This window comes from Methylobacterium sp. PvP105, assembly GCF_017876975.1.
Taxonomy (GTDB): Bacteria; Pseudomonadota; Alphaproteobacteria; order Rhizobiales; family Beijerinckiaceae; genus Methylobacterium; species Methylobacterium radiotolerans.
Window position 1 is genome coordinate 125310 of record NZ_JAGIPA010000005.1, and the last position, 19836, is coordinate 145145.

The 19836-nt window shown below is 72.7% G+C and carries 19 protein-coding genes; 13 read left to right on the forward strand and 6 right to left on the reverse strand.

The features are described from left to right. The first annotated feature begins 60 nt into the window (after window positions 1-60). The 6 genes from J3A75_RS34200 to J3A75_RS34225 all read left to right on the forward strand — a co-directional run bounded on the left by J3A75_RS34200 (window position 61) and on the right by J3A75_RS34225 (window position 6631). The gene (locus J3A75_RS34200) at window positions 61-1041 is read left to right on the forward strand and encodes an ABC transporter substrate-binding protein (protein ID WP_053620969.1); all 981 of its coding nucleotides are present in this window, start codon (window positions 61-63) and stop codon (window positions 1039-1041) included. 31 nt (window positions 1042-1072) lie between these two features. Then, complete coding sequence (locus tag J3A75_RS34205; RefSeq protein WP_029358139.1) at window positions 1073-2089, forward strand: zinc-binding dehydrogenase; 1017 nt, start codon at window positions 1073-1075, stop codon at window positions 2087-2089. A 64-nt stretch (window positions 2090-2153) separates the two neighbouring features. Next, the gene (locus tag J3A75_RS34210) at window positions 2154-2573 is read left to right on the forward strand and encodes a PaaI family thioesterase (RefSeq protein ID WP_012329557.1); all 420 of its coding nucleotides are present in this window, start codon (window positions 2154-2156) and stop codon (window positions 2571-2573) included. After that, window positions 2570-3382: a VOC family protein gene (locus J3A75_RS34215; protein ID WP_209651243.1), complete on the forward strand. Its 813-nt coding sequence runs from the start codon at window positions 2570-2572 to the stop codon at window positions 3380-3382. The genes J3A75_RS34210 and J3A75_RS34215 overlap by 4 nt, the downstream gene beginning before the upstream one ends. Further along, on the forward strand, window positions 3379-4902 hold the full coding sequence (locus J3A75_RS34220) for a class I adenylate-forming enzyme family protein (protein WP_053621002.1): 1524 nt from the start codon (window positions 3379-3381) through the stop codon (window positions 4900-4902). Before J3A75_RS34215 ends, J3A75_RS34220 begins: the two co-directional genes overlap by 4 nt. 133 nt (window positions 4903-5035) lie before the next feature. Continuing rightward, window positions 5036-6631, forward strand: coding sequence for an ABC transporter substrate-binding protein (locus J3A75_RS34225; RefSeq protein ID WP_053620966.1), 1596 nt, complete (start codon window positions 5036-5038; stop codon window positions 6629-6631). A gap of 51 nt (window positions 6632-6682) precedes the next feature. Here the strand turns inward: J3A75_RS34225 and J3A75_RS34230 are convergent, their stop codons facing one another. From J3A75_RS34230 to J3A75_RS34250, 5 genes are read right to left on the reverse strand one after another with little or no spacing between them, the layout of a single operon-like run. Continuing rightward, on the reverse strand, window positions 6683-7096 hold the full coding sequence (locus J3A75_RS34230) for a VOC family protein (RefSeq protein WP_012329553.1): 414 nt from the start codon (window positions 7094-7096) through the stop codon (window positions 6683-6685). A 38-nt stretch (window positions 7097-7134) separates the two neighbouring features. Continuing rightward, window positions 7135-8169, reverse strand: coding sequence for a biotin-dependent carboxyltransferase family protein (locus tag J3A75_RS34235; protein ID WP_012329552.1), 1035 nt, complete (start codon window positions 8167-8169; stop codon window positions 7135-7137). Next, the gene (gene pxpB / locus J3A75_RS34240) at window positions 8162-8896 is read right to left on the reverse strand and encodes a 5-oxoprolinase subunit PxpB (protein ID WP_012329551.1); all 735 of its coding nucleotides are present in this window, start codon (window positions 8894-8896) and stop codon (window positions 8162-8164) included. The genes J3A75_RS34235 and pxpB overlap by 8 nt, the downstream gene beginning before the upstream one ends. Next, complete coding sequence (locus J3A75_RS34245) at window positions 8889-9662, reverse strand: LamB/YcsF family protein (protein ID WP_012329550.1); 774 nt, start codon at window positions 9660-9662, stop codon at window positions 8889-8891. The genes pxpB and J3A75_RS34245 overlap by 8 nt, the downstream gene beginning before the upstream one ends. Before the next feature lie 26 nt (window positions 9663-9688). Continuing rightward, on the reverse strand, window positions 9689-10945 hold the full coding sequence (locus tag J3A75_RS34250) for a Zn-dependent hydrolase (RefSeq protein ID WP_209651244.1): 1257 nt from the start codon (window positions 10943-10945) through the stop codon (window positions 9689-9691). 431 nt (window positions 10946-11376) lie between these two features. Between J3A75_RS34250 and J3A75_RS34255 the strand changes: the two genes are divergently transcribed. The 6 genes from J3A75_RS34255 to J3A75_RS34280 all read left to right on the forward strand — a co-directional run bounded on the left by J3A75_RS34255 (window position 11377) and on the right by J3A75_RS34280 (window position 17501). Further along, window positions 11377-12183, forward strand: a complete 807-nt coding sequence (locus J3A75_RS34255) for an amino acid ABC transporter ATP-binding protein (RefSeq protein ID WP_012329547.1) — start codon at window positions 11377-11379, stop codon at window positions 12181-12183. Between the two features lie 34 nt (window positions 12184-12217). Continuing rightward, the gene (locus tag J3A75_RS34260) at window positions 12218-12901 is read left to right on the forward strand and encodes an amino acid ABC transporter permease (RefSeq protein WP_012329546.1); all 684 of its coding nucleotides are present in this window, start codon (window positions 12218-12220) and stop codon (window positions 12899-12901) included. Window positions 12902-12967: 66 nt separating this feature from the next. Beyond that, a complete protein-coding gene (locus tag J3A75_RS34265) occupies window positions 12968-13777 on the forward strand; it encodes a transporter substrate-binding domain-containing protein (protein WP_116656624.1) in 810 nt (269 codons plus the stop codon). Window positions 13778-13846: 69 nt separating this feature from the next. Continuing rightward, complete coding sequence (locus tag J3A75_RS34270) at window positions 13847-14527, forward strand: GntR family transcriptional regulator (protein WP_012329544.1); 681 nt, start codon at window positions 13847-13849, stop codon at window positions 14525-14527. A 26-nt stretch (window positions 14528-14553) separates the two neighbouring features. Continuing rightward, window positions 14554-15720 (forward strand): M24 family metallopeptidase, encoded by a 1167-nt coding sequence (locus J3A75_RS34275; protein ID WP_209651245.1) that lies wholly within the window; start codon window positions 14554-14556, stop codon window positions 15718-15720. Between the two features lie 188 nt (window positions 15721-15908). Beyond that, on the forward strand, window positions 15909-17501 hold the full coding sequence (locus J3A75_RS34280) for an ABC transporter substrate-binding protein (protein WP_029358152.1): 1593 nt from the start codon (window positions 15909-15911) through the stop codon (window positions 17499-17501). A 13-nt stretch (window positions 17502-17514) separates the two neighbouring features. Here J3A75_RS34280 and J3A75_RS34285 read toward each other — a convergent pair whose 3' ends face one another. After that, the gene (locus J3A75_RS34285) at window positions 17515-18981 is read right to left on the reverse strand and encodes an amidohydrolase family protein (RefSeq protein ID WP_209651246.1); all 1467 of its coding nucleotides are present in this window, start codon (window positions 18979-18981) and stop codon (window positions 17515-17517) included. 169 nt (window positions 18982-19150) lie between these two features. On the opposite strand from J3A75_RS34285, the gene J3A75_RS34290 reads away from it, so the two are divergent. Then, the gene (locus tag J3A75_RS34290) at window positions 19151-19831 is read left to right on the forward strand and encodes an aspartate/glutamate racemase family protein (protein WP_209651247.1); all 681 of its coding nucleotides are present in this window, start codon (window positions 19151-19153) and stop codon (window positions 19829-19831) included. The last annotated feature ends 5 nt before the right edge of the window (window positions 19832-19836 follow it).

The following is a 19836-nucleotide window of genomic DNA, read 5'->3' on the forward strand; positions in this document are numbered from 1 at the left end:
GGCCACCGCACGGCGCCACGCCCGCGGAACGCCCTCCCATCCCCCGTCCAGGAGATCGCCTTGAACCGGATCCGCGTCCTCGCCGCCGCCGCGCTCTGCGCGATCGGCCTGCCCGGCCTCGCGCGCGCCGAGACGGTGCGCATCGGCTACTGGAGTTCCGGCATCAGCCTCGGCTTCGGCGCCGTGCTGGAGGCCGGAAAGTTCATGGAGAAGGAGGGCCTGACGGCCGAGTACGTCAAGTTCCCGGACGTGAACGCGCCGACCAAGGCCATGGCGGCCGGAGCCATCGATTTCGCGATCGCGGCGAGCGCGGGGACGGCGCTGAGCGTGACCGCCGACGGGCTGCCGATGAGCATCGTCCTGGCGACGCAGGTGGCCGATCTCGACTTCGTGGTCCCCGCGGACTCGCCGATCAAGACGATGGCCGACCTCAGGGGCAAGAAGATCGGCACCTCGCCGGCCGGCAGCGGCACCGCCGCCATCGCGGCGGCGATCCTGGAGACCAATCACGGGCTCAAGCCCGCGGATTACCAGGCCGTGCCCGGCAACGATTCCCGGCTGGCACAATTCCTCGTCCAGAAGGACATCGACGCCGCGGCCCTGCGCACCGTGACCCTGGCGCTCCTGCCGGACGTGAAGCTGCGCCGCCTCGGCACCTTCCGGGAGGAGTGGAAGCGCCTCACCCGGCAGGACGCGCCGCCTGTCCTCGGCGTCGGCCTCATGCGCAACGCCTGGATGACGCAGAACCCCGACGCCCCCGCCAAGGTCGTGGCCGCGATGCGCAAGGCCTACGCCTTCGGCCAGGCCGACAAGCCGGGCGTGGCCAAGATCCTGACGGCGGCCGCGAACCTGAGCGACGCCGACGCCGCCGCCTACGCGGGTCTCTGGGACGGCATCTACACGGTCAGTCTGGAGCCCGCCGACATCGCCTCGCTGAAGCGGGAGTTCGAGGTGTTCAAGGCGGTCGGCGCCGTCCAGGGCAGCCTGCCCGACACGGCCCTGGTTCCCGGCCCCTACGAGCGGTCGAAGTCGATCCCGTAGCCTTTCCGACCTGCAGAAGAGGGTTTCCACGATGGCTCAGACGATGAAGGCGCTCGTGCTGGAGGCGCACGGCGACATCGACACGCTGAAAGTGGTCGACGACTACCCGAAGCCGTCGCCCGGCCCGGGCGAGGTCCTGATCCGCGTCGGCGCGTCCTCGTTCAACTACCACGACGTGTTCACCGTGAAGGGCATGCCCGGCATCAAGGTGCCGATGCCGGTGGTCATCGGCCTCGACATGGCCGGCCAGATCGTCGAGCTCGGCGCGGGCGTCGCCGAGTGGCACGTCGGCGACCGGGTCCTGGTCAACCCGCTCAACAAGGCCAAGGGCCTGATGGGCGAGATGCTCGACGGCGGCATGGCCGAGTACTGCCGCGTCTCGACGAGCCAGCTGATCGCGATGCCGCCGGACGTGAGCTACGCGGACGCCGCCTCCCTGCCGGTGGCCTACGGCACCGCCCACCGCATGCTGATCACCCACAACACCGTGAAGGCGGGCGACAGGGTCCTGATCCTGGGTGCCAGCGGCGGCGTCGGCACGGGCTGTGTGATGCTGGCCAAGCAGCTCGGCGCCGAGGTGATCGCCTGCGCTGGCAGCGCGGAGAAGATGGCGGCGCTCAAGGCGCTCGGGGCCGACCACGTCGTCAACTACCGCGAGACCGACTTCTCCAAGTGGGCGATCCAGCAGTACGGCAAGCCGCAGCGCCGGACCTACGAGGGCGGCGTCGACGTGGTGATCAACTTCACCGGCGGCGACACCTGGGTCCCCTCGCTCAAGTGCCTGAAGCGCGGCGGGACGCTGCTCGTCTGCGGGGCGACCGCGGGGCACGATCCCAAGGAGGATCTCCGCTACATCTGGAGCTTCGAGCTCAGGGTGATCGGCTCGAACAGCTTCTACGACGACGACCTGTCGGCCCTGATGGACATGATCCAGGCCGGCACGCTGAAGCCGACCATCGACAAGATCCTGCCTCTCGAAGAGGCCGCCGAAGGCCTGCGGATGATCCGCGACCGCGAGGTCATGGGCAAGATCGTCGTCACCCCCTGACACCGCCCGAGCCGGTCCGGCGCGCGTCGTCGCCTCTGCCCTCGCCCAAGGAGATCCCGAAGCCATGTCCGACACCCCCCTCAGCAAGGAGCAGGTCGAGGCGCTGCTGCTGCGCGGCCCGTTCCACCAGTGGCTCGGGCTCTCCGTCGTCGCCGTCGGCGAGGGCACGATCGAGCTGAAGGCGACGTGGCGGCCGGAATGGGTCGTCAACGCCGAGCGCGGCTACGTCCACGGCGGCATCCTGGCGACGCTCGTTGATCTCACCGCCGACTGGGCGCTGGTCTCCAAGACCGGCCGCGGCGTCCCCACGGTGGACCTGCGGGTCGACTACCACCGCGCCGCGATGCAGGGCGATCTCACCTGCCGCGGCACGGTGGTGAAGTTCGGCAACCAGCTCTCGGTGGCCGAGGCGCAGATCCTCGACGACGCGGGGCGCCTGCTCGCGAGCGGCCGGGGCGTCTACATGACGGCGCCGGCGAGATGATGGGGCAGGCCCCCGGCGCCCCGGCGGACGGGGCCCTCGACCACGTCGTGATCAACGTGCTGCGGCGGATGGACGAGGCGGCGGACCTGTTCGCCGCCCTCGGATTCCGCCTGACGCCGCGCGGCCACCACTCGCTCGGCTCCATCAACCACCTAATGATGACGGCGGGCCCGTACCTCGAACTCGTGGGCGTGCCCGACACCGGTCCGCAGCGGCAGGACGTCTTGGACAGCCCGTTCGGCCTGAACGGGCTCGTCGTGGCGAGCCGGGACGCCGACGCGACCCAGGCGCGGCTGGCCGCTCTGGGGCTGGCGGCCGGACCGCCCGTCGCCTTCTCGCGCCCGGTCACCGTCGACGGCCGCGAGGCGGCGGCCCGGTTCCGCACGGTTCGGGTGCCGGCCGACCGGTTCCCGGCGGGCCGCCTCTACCACTGCGAGCACCGGACCCCGGATCTGGTCTGGCGCCCCGAATGGCTCGACCATCCGAACGGCTTCTCGGGCATCGACGCGCTGACGATCGAGAGCCCGGCGCCCGAGGCCGACGCCGCTCTCTACGCCGCCGCGACAGGCACCGCGGCCGAGGCCACAGGCGATGGCTGGACCCTGCGGCTCGGGGAGACGCGGGTCGCGATCGTGCCGGGGCCGGCCGCCCGCTTCGCCGCCCTGACCCTGCGCTTCCGCGGCCTCGACGCCCTCGAGGCCCGCGCGGTCGCGCTCCCGGAGGCGGCCTGGGTCAGGCACGGGCCGGAGGCGGCCACGCTGACGCTGCCGGCCTTCGACCTCCGTCTCCCGTGCAGGGCGGCCCCATGACGCGCGCGGCCACGGGTCCGACCAATCTCGGCGATCTCGTCGACCGGTCCGGGTCGCCGGACAGGCCGCTGATCATCGGCGTCGACCCCGGGGTCGGGGCGACGGTGATGACCCGCGCCGACCTCGATGCCCGGGCCGACGCCTTCGCGCGCGGTCTCGTGCGCGGCGGGATCGGCCGCGGCGCGCGGCTCGCGATCCTCGCGGCCAACCGGCCCGACACGATCGCGGCCCTGCTCGGCGCGATGCGGGCCGGGGTGGTCCCGGTCCCGGTCAACCACAAGTTTCCGCCGGCCACGATCGCCGCCGTGCTCGCCGATTGCGGGGCCCGGCTCGTGCTCTGCGACGGCCCGCGCCGGGACGTGCTGGCGGGGCTCGGCCCCGGGGTCCGGGTCGCCGGGTTCGACGATGACGGACCGGAGGGCTTCGCGGCCTGGCTCGATCCCGGGCCCTTCGCGCCGATTGTGCCCGAGCCCGACGAGGCGGCGCTGTTCCTGTACACCTCCGGCTCCACGGGCCGGCCGAAGGGCGTGCGGCTGAGCCATGCCAGCCACCTCTGGGTGGCCCGGACCCGCGCCGCGGACACGGACCTGCGCGACGAACGGCTGCTCGTGGCGGCGCCCCTCTACCACATGAACGCGCTGGCCCTGGCGCTCCTCGTCTGCGCGGCCGGCGCCACGATGGTGCTGCTGCCGCAGTTCGAGGCGCGGGCCTACATCGCGGCGATCGACCGCCAAAGCTGCACGTGGCTCACCGCCGTGCCGCCGATGATCGCCATGATGCTGCGGGAGCGGGATGTCTTGGCGGAGGCCGACCTCACCCGCGTGCGGACGGTGCGGATGGGCTCGGCGCCGGTCAGCGACGCCCTGGCCCGGCAGATCCGCGCCCTCCTGCCGAACGCGCGCATCCTCAACGCCTACGGGACCACCGAGGGCGGCCCGGTCGTGTTCGGCGACCATCCGGACGGCCTGCCCACGCCGGTCGCCTCCGTCGGCGCGCCGCACCCCCGGGTCGCGGTGCGCCTCGTCGGACCGGACGCCCCGGAGACCGGCGTCCTGCAGATGCGCAGCCCCGCGATCATGCTGGGCTACCACAACCGGCCGGACGTCCCCGTGCCGATCACCCCGGACGGGTTCTACGACACCGGCGATGTCTTCCGCCGCGACGCGGACGGGTTCTACTATTTCCTCGGCCGGACCGACGACATGTTCGTCTCGGGCGGGGAGAACATCTTCCCCGGCGAGGTCGAGCTGGTCTTGGAGCGCCACCCCGCGGTGCTCCAGGCCTGCGTGGTGCCCGTGGACGACGCCATCAAGGGCACCAAGCCCGTCGCCTTCGCGGTCCGCCGGCCCGGCACCACCGTCGACGAGGCCGCCCTCAAGGAGCACGCGCTCGAACACGCGCCCGCCTACCAGCACCCGCGCCGGGTCTGGTTCGTCGAGGCGCTGCCGCTCGCCTCGACCGGCAAGATCGACCGCGCGGCCCTGCGCCGGCGCGCCGAAGAGGCCGTCCGGGCCCGGTGACCGGCCCGGGCGGAACGGCCCTTGCAGGTTGTGTTCCTACGGAATGCGCGCCCGCAGAAGGCATCCTCGCGAGGGATGCCGCCCGGCGCACCCGTCCCCGCCCGCCTGACCCGGAACGCCAGGAGTGACCCCGATGCTGCGACGAACCTTCCTCGGCGGTACCGCCGCCGCGGCCGCCGCGCCCTTCCTGCCGGCCCGCCCGGCCCTGGCCCAGGGCGGCCGGGCGAGCGTCCTGCGCTTCGTGCCGCAATCCGACCTCACCATCGTCGATCCGGTGACGACCACGGCCTACGTCACGCGCAACCACGCGCTCATGGTGTTCGACCAGCTCTACGGCCTCGACGCGCAGTTCACGCCGCAGCCGCAGATGGTCGAGGGCCACACGGTCGAGGAGGACGGGCGGCGCTGGACCTTCCGGCTGCGCGAGGGCCTGAGATTCCACGACGGCGAGCCGGTGCGGGGCCGCGACTGCGTCGCGTCGATCCGGCGCTGGGCGCAGCGCGACAGCCTCGGACAGGCCCTGATGGCGCGCACCGACGCCCTGGAGGCGCCGGACGACCGGACCTTCGTCATCCGCCTGAAGCGGCCCTACGGGCTCATGCTCGAGACCCTGGCGAAGCTCGGGCCGCCGGTCCTCGTCATCATGCCCGAGCGCCTCGCCGCCATCGACCCGGCCCAGCAGATCCCCGAGCTGATCGGCTCCGGCCCGTTCCGGTTCAACGCCAAGGAGCGGCTCGTCGGCGCCCGCGTGGTCTACGACCGCAACCCGGACTACCGGCCCCGGGAGGACGGCCCGGTCTCCTGGGTGGCCGGGCCGAAGCGGGTCCATTTCGAGCGGGTCGAGTGGCAGGTCATGCCCGACCCCGGCACCGCGGCCGCCGCCCTCCAGAACGGCGAGGTCGACTGGTGGGAGAACCCGATCAGCGATCTCGTGCCGACCCTGCAGGCCCACCCGCAGATCGCCACGCAGCTCGCCTCGCCGCTCGGCAACCTCGGCACCGGGGTCATGAACCACCTCTATCCGCCCTTCGACAAGCCCGCGGTCCGGCGCGTGGTCCTCGAGGCCTTGTCGCAGGCGGACTTCATGGCGGCGGCCGCCGGCGACGATCCCAAGCTGTGGCGCAAGGATGTCGGCCTGTTCACGCCGGGGACCGCGATGGCGACCGATGCCGGCCTCGACGTGCTCACCCGGCCGCGCGATCTCGCCAAGGCCAAGCGCGACCTCGTGGCGGCCGGCTACAAGGGCGAGCGCGTCGTGCTCATGTCGACGAGCGAGAACCCCGTGCTCGGCGCCCTCGGCGAGATCATGCACGACCTGCTCCAGCGCCTCGGGATGAACGTGCAGTACGTCGTGTCCGACTGGGGCACGCTGGTCACGCGCCGCGCCAGCAAGGCGCCCCCCGACCAGGGCGGCTGGAACATCTTCACCACGACCTGGACCGGCCTCGACATGGCCAACCCGGTCGTGGAGCAGGTCCTGCGCTGCGGCGGCGAGAAGGGTTTCTTCGGCTGGCCTGACCTGCCCGAACTGGAGAGCCTGCGCGAGGCCTGGATCGAGGCGCCGGACCAGGCGGCGCGCAAGACGATCGCGGCCAAGATGCAGACCCTGGCGATGCGCGACGTGCCGTACCTGCCGACCGGCCAGTACTTCTACCGGACGGCCTTCCGGCGCGATCTCCGGGACGTGGTCGACGGCCAGTTCGTCTTCTGGAACGCCCGCCGCGCCTGACGGGCGGCCCGTCCGAGCCGCCCGTCGCCGTCGGCGACGGGCGCGCGCGCCTCAGTGCGCGAAGACGCCGGCCAGATCCCGGAAACCCTTGATCTCGATCGGATTGCCGCTCGGATCGAAGAAGAACATCGTGCGCTGCTCGCCGGGCTCGCCGGCGAAGCGGACGACCGGCGGGATGTCGAAGGCGATGCCGGCCGCCTCGACGCGGCCGGCGAGCGCCTCCCAGGCGTCGAGCGGCAGCACCACGCCGAGATGCGGCATCATCACCGTGTGGTCGCCGACTTTCCCGCTCCGGGTGGTGGCGAAGGGTTCGCCCAGGTGCAGCGAGAGCTGATGGCCGAAGAAGTCGAAATCGACCCAGGTCTCGGTGCTGCGGCCCTCCTGGCAGCCGAGGACGCCGCCGTAGAAGCGGCGCGCCGCGTCGAGGTCGGTGACGTGGTAGGCGAGATGGAACGGCGTGAGCATCGACGGTCTCTTGCTGGGTGGGAGGGGGTGCGACGCCGTCAGGGCGCCGGGTCGAGGGCGCGCGCCGAGACGACGCCGCCGACGAGGTTGCAGGACAGCAGGAAGGCGCTGTCGAGATCGCCGCCGCCGGCCGGCACCAGCGCCGCCAACCGCGCGGCCAGGCCGCGCCGCGCCGCGTGGGCGATGGCCTGGGCCTCCGCGACGGCGACGGCCGCGAACCGGATGGTCTCGCCCGGCCGCACCTGCGCGAGGCGGCCGAGATCCGCCGAGATCACGGTGGCGATCTTCGGGTAGCCGCCGGTGGTGTGGCGGTCGGCGAGCAGGATCAGCGGCCGCCCGTGGCCGGGCACCTGGATCGAGCCGTTCACGATCCCGTCCGAGACGATGTTGAAGCCGTCGGCGTGGGCGATCGGCGGCCCGTCGAGGTGGCAGCCCATCCGGTCCGCCCGCGCCGTGAGGGTGTAGGGTTCGGAGAGGAAGGTCCGCAGGCCGTCCTCGGTGAAGCCGTCGGCCTGCGGCCCGAGCACCACCCGGATGGGTCCGCCGAAGGTCGGCCGGTGGGCCGTCGGCAGGGTCAGAGGGCGGTCGCGGGGCGCGGGCGCCGCGAGGGGCAGCAGGTCGCCCGCCGCCAGGGGATTGCCGTCGAGGCCGCCGAGGCGGGTGCGCGTGTGCGTCGCGACGCTGCCGAGCATCGGCGCGACGGCGAGACCGCCGGCGACCGCGAGGCAGGCGCGCAGGCCCTGCCGCGGGCCGCCGAGGACGAGCCGGTCGCCCCGCCGCAGGTCGTGGGCCGTGAACGGGTCGAGGGGGCGCCCGTTCACGCTCATCGCGAAGGGTGCCCCTGCGAGCGCGACGCGGCAGATGTCCGTCTCGCAGACGAGCGTCGGACCGACCATCGCCATCTCGATCACCGCGGCGTCGAGCGGGTTGCCGACGAGTCCGTTGGCCAGAGCCAGAAGGTCGGGATCCATCGCGCCGGACCCCGAGATGCCGTAGCGCAGGTAGCCCGGCCGCCCGGCATCCTGCAGGGTCGAGGACACGCCGGGGGCGATGACGCGCAGGCCCTCAGGCATCGATCCGCTCCAGGGTCGCGACGGTCTCGCCGGCGCGGGCGGCCTCGCTGAGGGCGTCGAACGCGGCGCGGTCGATCGGCTCGAACCGGATCAGGTCGCCGGCCGCGAATAGGAACGGCTCGGCCCGGGCCGGATCGTAGGACCGCGCGGGCGTGCGGCCGATGAGCTGCCAGCCGCTCGGCAGTTCCAGGGGCGGCGAGACGCCGGTCTGGTTCCCGCCGATCGAGACGCTGCCCGCCGGGGTCTTCGGTCGGGGATCGGTGCGCCGGCTCGCGTGGAGCCGGGGATCGAGGCCGCCGAGATAGGCGAAGCCGGGGGCGAACCCGATCATGTAGACGCGGTAGTCACGGCCGGAATGAAGGGCGATCACCGCCTCCGGGCTGAGCCCGGCCCCGGCGGCGAGGTCGTCGAGGTCGGCGCCGTGCGCGCCGCCGTAATGGACCGGCACCCGCCAGCGGCGCAGGGACCCCGCCGCCCCGTCCGGCGGCGGCCAGTGCGCGGCGATCAGCGCGACGAGGTCGGCCCGGGGCAGCAGGTCCGGATCGTAGAGGACGAGGAGCGAGCGGTAGGTCGGCACGGTCTCCAGGAGGCCGGGACGGCCGGCGCCGCGGAGCGCCGCGTCGAGGGCGATGACCCGCGCGTTGACCGCGGGATCGACCGTTCGGCCGAGCTCCACCGTGAGGGCCCGGTCACCGCAATCGAGGAGGCGGTAGCCGGGCTCAGACACCCAGCACCTCCGCCATCGGGCGCAGGGCAATCCCCTTGGCGGCGCACTCCGCGCGCAGGCGGCGGGCCATGGCGACGGCGCCGGGCGTGTCCCCGTGGACGCAGACCGTGTCGATCCGCGTCGGGATGCGCCGCCCGGACAGGCAGGTGATCGCCCCGTCCTCCAGCATCCGCGCCACGCGCTGCGAGACGGCGTCGGGATCGTGCAGCACGGCGCCGGGGAGCTTGCGCGAGACCAGGGTGCCGTCATCCGCGTAGGCGCGGTCGGCGTAGATCTCGCGCGCGATCGGCAGCCCGAGTTTCTCGCCGGCCCGCTCGGTCTCCAGGCCCGGCATGACCACGAAGATCAGGTCGCGGTCGAGGGTGCGGATCGCCCGCGCCACAGCCAGGGCGAGGTCGGCATCCTCGTTGGCCATGTTGCCCATCGCCCCGTGAGTCTTCACGTGGCGCACCGGGCAGCCGGCATCCTGCGCGAGCGCCAGGAGGGCGCCGACCTGGTAGAGGACCGCCTTCTCGATGTCGGCGGGGCGCTCGCCGTGGATCGGCCGCCGGCCGAAGCCCCAGAGGTCGAGGAAGCTCGGATGGGCGCCGGCCTGGACGCCGTTCGCGGCGGCGCGGCTCAGGGTCTCGTGCATCACCAGCGGGTCGCCGGCATGGAAGCCGCAGGCGATGTTGGCCGAGGTCGCCACGGTCAGCATCTCGGCATCGTCGCCCAGGCGGTAGACGCCGAAGCCCTCGCCCATGTCGCAGTTCAGATCGACGATCATCGGTGCATCCTTTCTCGCGCGCGGGGTCAGGCTTCAGCGACCAAGTGGGCCACCAGGGTCGCGGCCGCGCACAGATCCTCGATCCGCATCGCCTCGTCCGGGTTGTGGCTGCCGTTCTGGTTGCGGATGAAGATCATGGTGCTCGGCACGCCCTGGCCGGCCAGCGTCGCGGTGTCGTGCCCCGCCCCGCTCGCCATCGTGCGGAACGGCATCCCGAGCCGGTGCGCGTGTCCGGACAGGGCCTCGACCAGCGCGGCGCTCATCCGCGCCGGCGTGCTGCCGGTGCGCTCGCCCAGGACGAAGCGCACCGAGCGGGCGGCCTCGACGGCGGCGACGCGCTCGGCGAGCGCCGCCTCGATCCGGTCGAGAACGGCCGGCTCGGTGCTGCGCACGTCGAGGCAGAAGCGGACCTCGCCGGGGATCTTGGCGAAGGCGTGCTGGACCGGGTCGGTGCCGACCTCGCCCAGCGTGATCGTGGCCGGGCAGCCCTCCGCCTCCAGCGTGCCCCAGAGCGCGTCCAGCCCGGTGATCAGGTCGGCGAGGGCGAAGACGGCGTCGCTGCGCTCGCTCCGCGCCACGGCCCCGGAATGGCCGTAGCGGCCGAAGCAAGCCGCCTTGCGGTAGCGGAAGCTGCCGCTGATCGCCGTGACGAAGCCCACCGGGATCCCGGCCGCCTCCAGCGCCGGCCCCTGCTCGATATGCATCTCCACGAAGCCGTGGATCCGCGCCGGGTCGAGGAGCCGCTCGCCCCGCGCCACCGCCTCCGGCCGCAAGCCGAGATCGGCCATGTGGTCGCGCAGGCTCCGGCCGGTATCGGCGCGGGGCAGGTCGAGCACCTCCGGCGGCAGCAGGCCGAAGGCGGCCCGGCTGCCGACATAGGAGGCCGGGAACCACACGCTCTCCTCGGCCCGGAACACCGCCACCGTCACGGGCCGCGCCGGCACGACGCCCGCTCGGCGCAGGGCCTCCACGGCCGCGAGGCCGCCGATCACGCCCGCCGCCCCGTCGAAATTGCCCCCGTGGGGCACCGTGTCGACGTGCGAGCCCACCATCCAGGGCGCCAGCGCCGGCTCGCGCCCCGCCATCGTCAGGAACAGGTTGCCGGCCGCGTCGGTCTCGGCGGTGAGTCCGAGCGCCAGTCCGGTGGCCCGCATCAGAGCGTGGGCGCGCTCCTCGCCGGCGCCGTAGGCCGCCCGCGTCACGCCCGGCGCGTCCTGGCTGAAGGCCAGGAGCTTGGCGAACAGGCCCGCGCAGAAATCCGGGTCGATCGCGAGGCCGGTCATGCCGCCTGCCCCGTGCGTGCGGCCTCCGACCGTCGCCGATCGCCGCCATCCGGTTCGGCGCGGATCGCGGGACCGCGGCCGGTGGCGGCCCGGGATTCCAAGGCCGCAGCCCGCCGATGCGCCGGCCCGAGCCGGACCATCGGCTGAACTATGAGGCACGGGTCCTGCGCGATCGCGAAGGGAAGACCGGGATCCAGGGGCTCGATGACCATGTCGAAGGAAGCCATGCTCAAAAATACCGCTTGAATGCCGGCGGTATACCGGCTCTGCTAAGACATCGAAGCGGACTTGGCAACGTAAAACGGGTCAGATGGCGAAATAAAAGCTCCCATACGACGGCTTTGACAAGCAAAATATTGAAAAACAGGCGCCGATCTGGCGTGGATCGAAGCAGAGATCCGCGACGGAATCGCATCACATCGGGTTCGACGATGACTCAGATCGAGACGGCCGCGCCTCCGCTCCTGAAGATCAGGAAGCTGCACAAGAGCTACGGCGCCAACGAGGTCCTGAAAGGCATCTCCCTCGACATCCACGAGGGCGAGGTCGTGTCGATCATCGGCGCGAGCGGCTCGGGCAAGAGCACGTTCCTGCGCTGCCTGAACCTCATGGAGACGCCGACCTCCGGCTTCATGGATTTCGAGCGCTTCGCCTTCGACTACGAGCAGGGCGCCCGCCGCCAGCCGACGCCGCAGCAGCTCTGCGAGCTGCGCGCGCGGATCGGCATGGTCTTCCAGAGCTACAATCTCTGGCCGCACATGACCGTGCTGGAGAACGTCATCGAGGCGCCGATCCGGGTGCGCCGGCTGCCGCGGCGGCAGGCGGTCGCGGAGGCCGAGGCGCTGCTCCAGCGCATCGGCCTCTACGAGAAGCGGCACGCCTACCCGTCGAAGCTCTCCGGCGGGCAGCAGCAGCGCGTGGCGATCGTGCGCGCCCTGGCGATGGCGCCCAAGGTGATGCTGTTCGACGAGGTGACCTCGGCCCTCGACCCGGAGCTGGTGGGCGAGGTGCTGGCGCTGATGGGCTCCCTCGCGGCGGACGGGATGACGATGCTGCTCGTCACCCACGAGATGGCGTTCGCCCGGGACGTCGGCACCCGCACCCTGTTCTTCGACGGCGGCGTGATCGCCGAGGACGGGCCGCCGGACGACATCATCGGCGCGCCCCGGAGCGAGCGGCTGCGCCAGTTCCTCCGGCGCGTGCTGCATCAGCCCGCCGCGCCCGGACAGACGGCGTGAGCCGCCGGCCCATCCCCAAGGAGATCGGACGGCGATGACTGGCACGGCGTTGCAGGAGTTGTGGCTCACCCTCTCGGACGAGGTCGTCACCTACGGCCCCGGCTTCCTCTCGGCGACCCTGGTGGTGCTCGGCGTCACGGTGGCGAGCATCCTGGTGAGCTGGGTCTGCGGCCTGCTCGGGGCGCTGGGCAAGCGCTCGTCCTTCGCGCCGTTCAGGGCGCTGGCGAGCTTCTACGTCTGGTTCATCCGCGGCACGCCGACCCTGATCCAGGTCTTCATCGTGTATTTCGGCATGCCGCAGATCGGGGTGAAGCTCTCGCCCGTGACCGCCGGCATCATCGCGCTGGGCGTCAGCAGCGGCGCCTACGTGGCCGAGACCATCCGGGCCGGCCTCGCGGCGATCCCCCGGGGTCAGGTCGAGTCGGCGCTCGCGCTGGGCATGAACCCGCGGATCATGATGGTCCGGATCGTCCTGCCGCAGGTCTTCCGCATGATCCTGCCGTCCCTGACCAACGAGGCGATCTCGGCGGTCAAGAACACCTCGCTCCTGTCGACGATCACGGTGGTCGAGCTGACGCTCTACGCGCAGCTCATGATCGCCACGACCTTCCGGCCGTTCGATTTCTACATCGCGGCGGCGCTGATCTACCTCGGCCTCACGTCGATCCTGTCGCAGCTCTCGGCCTATTTCGAGCGGCGCTACGCCCGCCTGTCCTGAGCCTCACCCGCCGCGGGACGGGCCGCGGCCGACCCCTCCCGCCCCGTCCCGAGACCGGAGACTGCCATGAACCGCCGCCACGTCCTCGCCCTCGCCGCCCTCTGCGCCAGCCTCGGCACCGGCCTCCTCGCCGCTCCACCGGCCCACGCCGCCGAGGGCAAGCTCGAGCTGATCGAGCCCGGCAAGCTGATCGTGGCCACCGACAGCACCTTCGCGCCGTTCAGCATGCGCACGCCGAGCGGCGAGCTCGACGGCCTGGAGGTCCGGGTCATGCGCGAGGTCTGCCGCCGGCTCGGACTCGAATACAGCCCGGTCAACATCAAGTTCGACGCTCTGCTGGTGGGCCTGATGGCCGATCAGTACGACATCACCAGCGAGTCGATGGACATCACCCCCGCCCGCCAGAAGCAGGTCGCCTTCGCGGACGGGTGGCTCGAATCCGGCGCGCGGATCGTCACCCGCAAGGATACCGGCATCAAGGGGCCGGACGATCTCAAGGGCCGCAACGTCGGCGCCCTCTCGGCCTCGACCTTCGGCAAGCTCGCCGAGGAGCACGGTGCCACCCTGAAGAGCTACAAGACCGCCGCGGACGCCATGCAGGACCTCGTCGGCGGCAACATCGACGCGGTGATCAACGACGCGGTGGCCGGCAACTACGCGATCAAGGCGCGCAAGCTGCCGCTGGTGATGATCGAGACCCCGCTCAGCACGGTCCAGAAGGGCTTCGCCATCAAGAAGGGCAAGCCGAACCTGCACGCCGCCGTCAACAAGGCCCTGGCCGAGATGGTCGCCGACGGTACCTACGCCAAGCTCGTCACGCCGCTGATCGGCTATGACCCGGCCCCGAAGGAGCCGATCCGCACGCCTGCCATGTAGGCGGGCGCGCCGGACGCCAGAGAAAAAGAAAACAGGGGGCGGCCCGGTCGGCCGCCCCGGGAGGACGCGATGAAGACCCTCGACGCATCGTCCTACACGACGGCGCTCAGTGCCCGGCGCGAGCAGAGTCTCGGTCAGATGGCCTACGACCGTCTGCTCGACATGCTGGTCCGCCGCGACCTTCCGGCCGGCACCGTGCTGCACGAGCGCCGCCTGGCCGAGATGCTCGACATCTCGCGGACCCCGACCCGCGAGGCGATGTCGCGCCTGGAGACCGAGGGGCTGATCGAGCGGCAGCCCGGCGGGATGCTCGTGGTCAAGGAGTTCTCCCTGCGCGAGCTGATCGAGATCCTGCATGTCCGCCGCCTGCTGGAACGGGAGAGCGTCACGCTGGCCACCGGCCGGATCGCCGACGCGGTGCTGGCGGACCTGCAGCGGCAGATGGAGTCGCTTCTGGCGGCGGGCGATCCGGACGCGCCGGGCAATTGGGAGGTCGACAGGCGCTTCCACGACCTGATCGCGGATCACAGCCACAACGCGATCCTCGCCAAGACGATCAAGGACCTGCGGCTCAAGACGCAGATGTTCAACCTGAGCCGGATGCCCGAGCGGTTCGAGGCGGTCCATCGCGAACACCTCGCGGTGGTCGCCGCCCTGCGGGCCAAGGACGCGGCGGCGGCGGCGGACGCCATCGCGGCCCATCTCGAGAACTTCAAGCAGGGCATCATCCGACGCCTGAGCGAAGTCTGAGCGCAGTCTGAGACGAGGGCGGCGCGATGCACGAGTTCACGGACCTGCGCGGCCGCGAGGCGGCCTTCCCGGAGGCGGAGTTCGCCGCCCGGCAGGGGGCGGCCCGGGCCGCCATCGCGGCGGCCGGCCACGACGCCCTGGTGGTGACCGGCCCGGAGACGATCTACTGGCTGACCGGCCGCCAGACCGCGGGCTACTTCGCCTTCCAGGCCCTCCTCGTGCCGGTGGAGGGCGACCCGGCGCTCCTCGTCCGGCAGCTCGAACTGCCGGGTGCGGCCGCCAACACGTGGCTCGACGACATCCAGGCCTATCCGGACGGCGCCGACCCGGTCGAGGCCCTGGCGGCCCTCGTGCGCCGGCGCGGGCTCGCCCGGCCGGCCCTGGAGCGGGACGGCTGGTTCGTCTCGCCGGCGCTCGCGGGACGGATCGACGCTGCCCTCGGCCGCGGCCCGCTGCCCGACGGCTCCGGCCTCCTGGCCCCCTTGCGGGCGATGAAGTCGGCGGCCGAGCTGGAGGCGATCCGGGCCGCCGCCCGGTACGCGCAGGCCGGGCTCGCCGCGGGGCTCGATGCCTGCGCGGCGGGCACCGACGAGAACGCCGTCGCCGCCGCCATGCTGGCGGCCGCGACGGCCGCCGGGTCCGAGGCCATGGCGATGGAGCCCCTGGTCGCGTCGGGCCCGCGCAGCGGGCTGCCGCACATGACGTGGCGGCGGCGACGGCTGGAGCCGGGCGACGCGGTCTTCCTCGAACTCGCCGGCAGCCACGCCCGCTACCACGCGGCGCTGATGCGCAGCGTCTGGATCGGCCCGCCGCCGGACGAGGCGTCGCGGATGATGGACTGCGCCCTGCGCGCCCTCGACGCGGCACTCGACGCGATTCGCCCCGGCCATCCCTGCTCGGCTCCCCACGAAGCGGCGCAGGCCGTCATCGACGCGGCGGGCTACGGCCCGGCCTTCCGCAAGCGCATCGGCTACTCGATGGGCGTCGCCTTCGCCCCGGACTGGGGGGAGGGCGGTCTGCTCTCGCTCTTCACCGGTGAGGACCGGCCGATCGAGCCCGGGATGGTCTTCCACCTGCCGGCCACCCTGCGCCGCTACGGCGCCTGGACGGTCGGCGCGTCCGAGACCGTCATCGTCACCGCCAGCGGGGCCGAGCCCCTGTCCGACCTGCCCCGCACCCTGTCGCTGCGGTGAGGCGCTGCTTTCACGAACGGAGGTCGGACTGACGGGCCGCCGCCTCGCGCCCCCGGTCGAGGGCCGGCCGGTCCCCCCCGAGCGGAAGCCGGCCCCGTTCCTGCAAGCGATGCCGGGCCGGGCGCCCAGCGGGGCCTCGGGCCGCAGGCGCGCGAGGCGCGGTGCCGGAGCAGAGCGGGAGGTTTCGGATGAAGCGACGCACGCTGTTGCAGGGAGCCGGCGCCCTCGTCGCCGGCGCCGTCGCGGCGCCGGCCCTCGTCCGTGCGGAGGCTGCCAGGACCCTGCGCTTCATCCCGCAGCAGGATCTCGTCACCCTCGATCCGGTGACGACCTTCGCGTACATCACCCGCAACCACGGCTACATGGTCTTCGACACGCTCTACGGCATGGACGCGGCCTATCGCGCCACGCCGCAGATGGTCGAGGGCCACCGCGTCGAGGCGGACGGGCGCCGCTGGGACCTGACCCTGCGCGAGGGCCTGCGCTTCCACGACGGGACGCCGGTGCTGGCCCGCGACTGCGTCGCCTCCCTGCGGCGCTGGGCGAAGCGCGACCCGTTCGGCGGCTCCCTCATGGAGGCGACCGACGAGCTCTCCGCGCCCGACGACCGGACGATCCGGTTCCGCCTCAAGCACCCGTTCCCGCTGCTGCCGATCGCGCTGGGCAAGGCGTCCGTCCCGGTCTGCGCCATGATGCCGGAGCGCCTCGCCGCCACCGACCCGTTCCAGCAGGTGCCGGAGCTCATCGGCTCGGGCCCGTTCCGCTTCAAGGCGGACGAGCGGGTGCCCGGCGACCGCGTCGTCTACACCCGCTTCGAGGGCTACGTGCCGCGCCGGGACGGCCCGCTCACCTGGACCTCGGGTCCGAAGGTCGTCCACTTCGACCGGGTCGAGTGGCGCGTGATCGGCGACACCTCCACGGCGACCTCGGCGCTGATCGCCGGCGAGGCGGACTGGCAGGAATACGCCTCGCACGACCAGCTCGGGCTCCTGCACGCCGCCAAAGGCGTGAGCACCCGCGTCCTCGACCCGACCGGCTTCGTGACCATGCTGCGGGTCAACCACCTGCAGCCGCCCTTCAACAACCCGGCGATCCGGCGGGCGCTCTGGGGTGGGATCGACCAGACCGCCTGCATGCAGGGGGTCGTCGGCGCCGAGGATCCCGGCCTGTTCCACGTGCCCCTCGGCTTCTTCTGCCCGGGCACGCCGATGGCCTCGACGGACGGATTGCAGCCGCTCACGGATCCGCGCGATCCGGCGCGGGTGCGCGCCGACCTCGAGGCGGCCGGCTACAATGGCGAGACCGTGCTGCTGATGGTGCCGTCGAACTCGGCGCCCCTTCTGGCGCTCGGCCAAGTCGCGGCCGACCTGCTCCAGCGCGTCGGCATGACGGTCGAGGTCTACGCGGTCGAGTTCAACGCGATGCTGCAGCGGCGCAACCGCAAGGGGCCGGTCTCCGAGGGCGGCTGGAGCGCCTTCGTCACCAACTGGTCCGGCATGGATTGGCTCAACCCCGCGGGCTACATCGCCCTGCGCGGCACCGGCGAGACCGGCTACGCCGGCTGGGCCACGACCCCGCGGATCGAGTCCCTGCGCGACGCCTGGCTCACCGCCCCGGACGAGGCGGCGCGCGCCGCGCTCTGCCGGGACATCCAGCTCCAGGCGATGCAGGACGTGCCCTACTATCCCCTCGGGCAGTACCTGCAGCCGACCGCCTACCGCTCCCGGCTCACCGGCATCCTCGACGGGTTCCCGACCTTCTGGAACGTCCGGCCCGCCTGAGGAGCGCGGGGCCTCACAGCCCCGGGAAGGTCGGAGGCGCGATGGCGTCGGGGCCGCGCCCGGCCCAGTCGAGCTGCCGGATCTGCGCCAGCGCGCGGCCCTGCGCCTCCTCCAGCGCCGCCGCGGCCGCCGCATAGTCGATCGTCAGGGCGCGGCCGTCGCGCACGATCTCGCGGCCGCCGACGAAGACCTGCCGGACCGCGCGGTCGCCGGCCGAGTAGATCAGCGACTGCACGGGATCGCGGCACGGCCGCATGGCGGGATGCGCGCAGTCGACGAGGACGAAGTCGGCCTTGCAGCCCGGCGCGAGACGGCCGATATCGCCGCGCCCGAGCGCCCTGGCGCCCCCCACCGTGGCGGCGTGGAACACGTCCGCCGCGCGGGTGTCGCGGGGATTCTCGGCGACGACCCGGGCGAGGTACGAGACCAGGCGCATCTCGTCGAGCATGTTGTGCGGGTAGACGTCGGTGCCGATGCCCATGTTGACGCCCGCCTGGAGGTAGCGCCCGAAATGGTGGAGCGCGATGCCGCGGCGGGCGAAGACCGTCGGGCAGTGGGCGACCGTGGCGCCGCGCTCGGCCAAGCGGCGCATGTCCGAGCCCGGGCTGTGCCAGTGGGTCCAGGGGTGGTCGTCCAGGAAGATCCCGTGACCCACGATGGTCCGCTCGGTGAGCACGCCGAGGTCGTCGAGCCACTCGATCGGCGTCATCCCGCTGCGGCGGGTGATCTCGTGGAACTCCGACAGCGATTGCGCCGCGTGCGTGTGGAAGCGCAGGTCGCGCCGCACCGCCTCGGCGTAAGCGTCCCGCAGCAGCTCCGCCGTGCAGGTATCGACCTGCGCCGGGCAGAGCATGCCGAACAGGCGCCCGCTCGGGTGCCTTCGCGCGGCCTCGATCTCGGCGAGCGCCTGCTCCAGGCCGCGCTGGCCCGCCGCCGCGTCCCACTCGTACTCGACGCTGTGGCCGTTCCGGGTCAGCCAGCGCCCCGACCGGAACATCGGGGCGATGCAGACCCGCAGGCCCGAGGCGCCGAGGAGGTCGAGCCAGCCCTCGCTCGGCAGGGCGAGATCGCAGACGGTGGTGACGCCCGAGAGCGCCAGCTCGGCGAGCGCCACCCCGTAGGCGGCGCGGGTACCCTCCGCGTCGGGCCGTAGGATCGGTAGGTACTCGTAGAGCGAGGTGTTGTAGAGCCGCTGGCTGCCGACCTCGTCCCACATGCCCTTGTTCATCGGTTCCGAGAACAGGTGCGTGTGGATGTCGACGAGCCCGGGCATGACCATGCAGCCGGAGGCGTCGATGGTCCGGGCCGGCTCGGGACCCGCGTAGCCCGGCCCGACATGGACGAGGGCCCCGTCCGCGAAGGCGACGTCCGCGTCGGTGCGGTAGACGTGACCGCCGCTGTCCGGATCCCAGGCGACGACCCACCGGGCTCCCTTGACCAGGGTGACGGCGGCGGTGGCGTCCGGAGCTTCGTCGTGCATCGATAACCTCTCGCTTGCGTCGGCGGGCGGGCAAGATCGGTGCCTCGCACTCGGACCGGCGGCCGTGCGGCCCGGGTTTCGCTTGGACCCCTCCGCGGTCACGACAGAGCGGTCGATGTCGCGGCATCGAGGTCGGTCCGGATCGAACCGCGTTCAGAGAGAGGGCGCCGTGCAGCCTCGCGACACCACCGCGCCCCCGCGCATCCTCGTCATCAACCCGAACGCGTCCCAGGCGGTGACGGACGCCATCGACGCCGCGCTGGCACCGCTGCGCCTGCCGGGCGGCCCCGTTCTCGCGGTGACCGACCTGCCGGAGGGCCCGGAGAGCATCGCGACCCAGCAGGACGCGGATTCGGTGGTGTTGCCGCTCGTGCGGCGCGTGGCGGACGATCCGTCCGACGCCTTCGTCATCGCCTGCTTCAGCGATCCGGGCCTGCACGCGGTCCGGGAGGCGGCCCGCGGACGCCCGGTGATGGGCATCGCCGAGTGGGGGATCCTGCGGGCCCTGACGCTCGGGGAGCGCTTCGGCATCGTGGCCCTGTCGGAGGGCAGCGTCCGGCGCCAGCGCCGCATGGTGCGCCAGATGGGCGTCGGGGATCGCTATGCCGGAAGCCGACCCGTCGAGGCGCGGGCCTCCGAGACGGCGGACGCCGCGATGGGTTCGCGCCTGATCGCGGCCGGTCGGACCCTGGTCGAGCGCGACGGCGCCGACGTGGTCGTGCTCGGCTGCGCCGGCATGGCGCGCCACCGGGCCGCCGTGGCGAGCGCGATCGGGTGTCCCGTCATCGAGCCCTGCCAGCAGGCGGCCGCCGCGGCCCTCGGGGCCGTGCTGCTTCGGACGGCCCCGTGAGAAGG

Coding starts and splice junctions, on each gene's coding strand:
- J3A75_RS34205 (WP_029358139.1), top strand. CDS start 1,073: ATGGCTCAGACGATGAAGGCGCTCGTGCTGGAGGCGCACGGCGACATC.
- J3A75_RS34210 (WP_012329557.1), top strand. CDS start 2,154: ATGTCCGACACCCCCCTCAGCAAGGAGCAGGTCGAGGCGCTGCTGCTG.
- J3A75_RS34215 (WP_209651243.1), top strand. CDS start 2,570: ATGATGGGGCAGGCCCCCGGCGCCCCGGCGGACGGGGCCCTCGACCAC.
- J3A75_RS34220 (WP_053621002.1), top strand. CDS start 3,379: ATGACGCGCGCGGCCACGGGTCCGACCAATCTCGGCGATCTCGTCGAC.
- J3A75_RS34225 (WP_053620966.1), top strand. CDS start 5,036: ATGCTGCGACGAACCTTCCTCGGCGGTACCGCCGCCGCGGCCGCCGCG.
- J3A75_RS34230 (WP_012329553.1), bottom strand. CDS start 7,096: ATGCTCACGCCGTTCCATCTCGCCTACCACGTCACCGACCTCGACGCG.
- J3A75_RS34235 (WP_012329552.1), bottom strand. CDS start 8,169: ATGCCTGAGGGCCTGCGCGTCATCGCCCCCGGCGTGTCCTCGACCCTG.
- J3A75_RS34245 (WP_012329550.1), bottom strand. CDS start 9,662: ATGATCGTCGATCTGAACTGCGACATGGGCGAGGGCTTCGGCGTCTAC.
- J3A75_RS34250 (WP_209651244.1), bottom strand. CDS start 10,945: ATGACCGGCCTCGCGATCGACCCGGATTTCTGCGCGGGCCTGTTCGCC.
- J3A75_RS34255 (WP_012329547.1), top strand. CDS start 11,377: ATGACTCAGATCGAGACGGCCGCGCCTCCGCTCCTGAAGATCAGGAAG.
- J3A75_RS34260 (WP_012329546.1), top strand. CDS start 12,218: ATGACTGGCACGGCGTTGCAGGAGTTGTGGCTCACCCTCTCGGACGAG.
- J3A75_RS34265 (WP_116656624.1), top strand. CDS start 12,968: ATGAACCGCCGCCACGTCCTCGCCCTCGCCGCCCTCTGCGCCAGCCTC.
- J3A75_RS34270 (WP_012329544.1), top strand. CDS start 13,847: ATGAAGACCCTCGACGCATCGTCCTACACGACGGCGCTCAGTGCCCGG.
- J3A75_RS34275 (WP_209651245.1), top strand. CDS start 14,554: ATGCACGAGTTCACGGACCTGCGCGGCCGCGAGGCGGCCTTCCCGGAG.
- J3A75_RS34280 (WP_029358152.1), top strand. CDS start 15,909: ATGAAGCGACGCACGCTGTTGCAGGGAGCCGGCGCCCTCGTCGCCGGC.
- J3A75_RS34285 (WP_209651246.1), bottom strand. CDS start 18,981: ATGCACGACGAAGCTCCGGACGCCACCGCCGCCGTCACCCTGGTCAAG.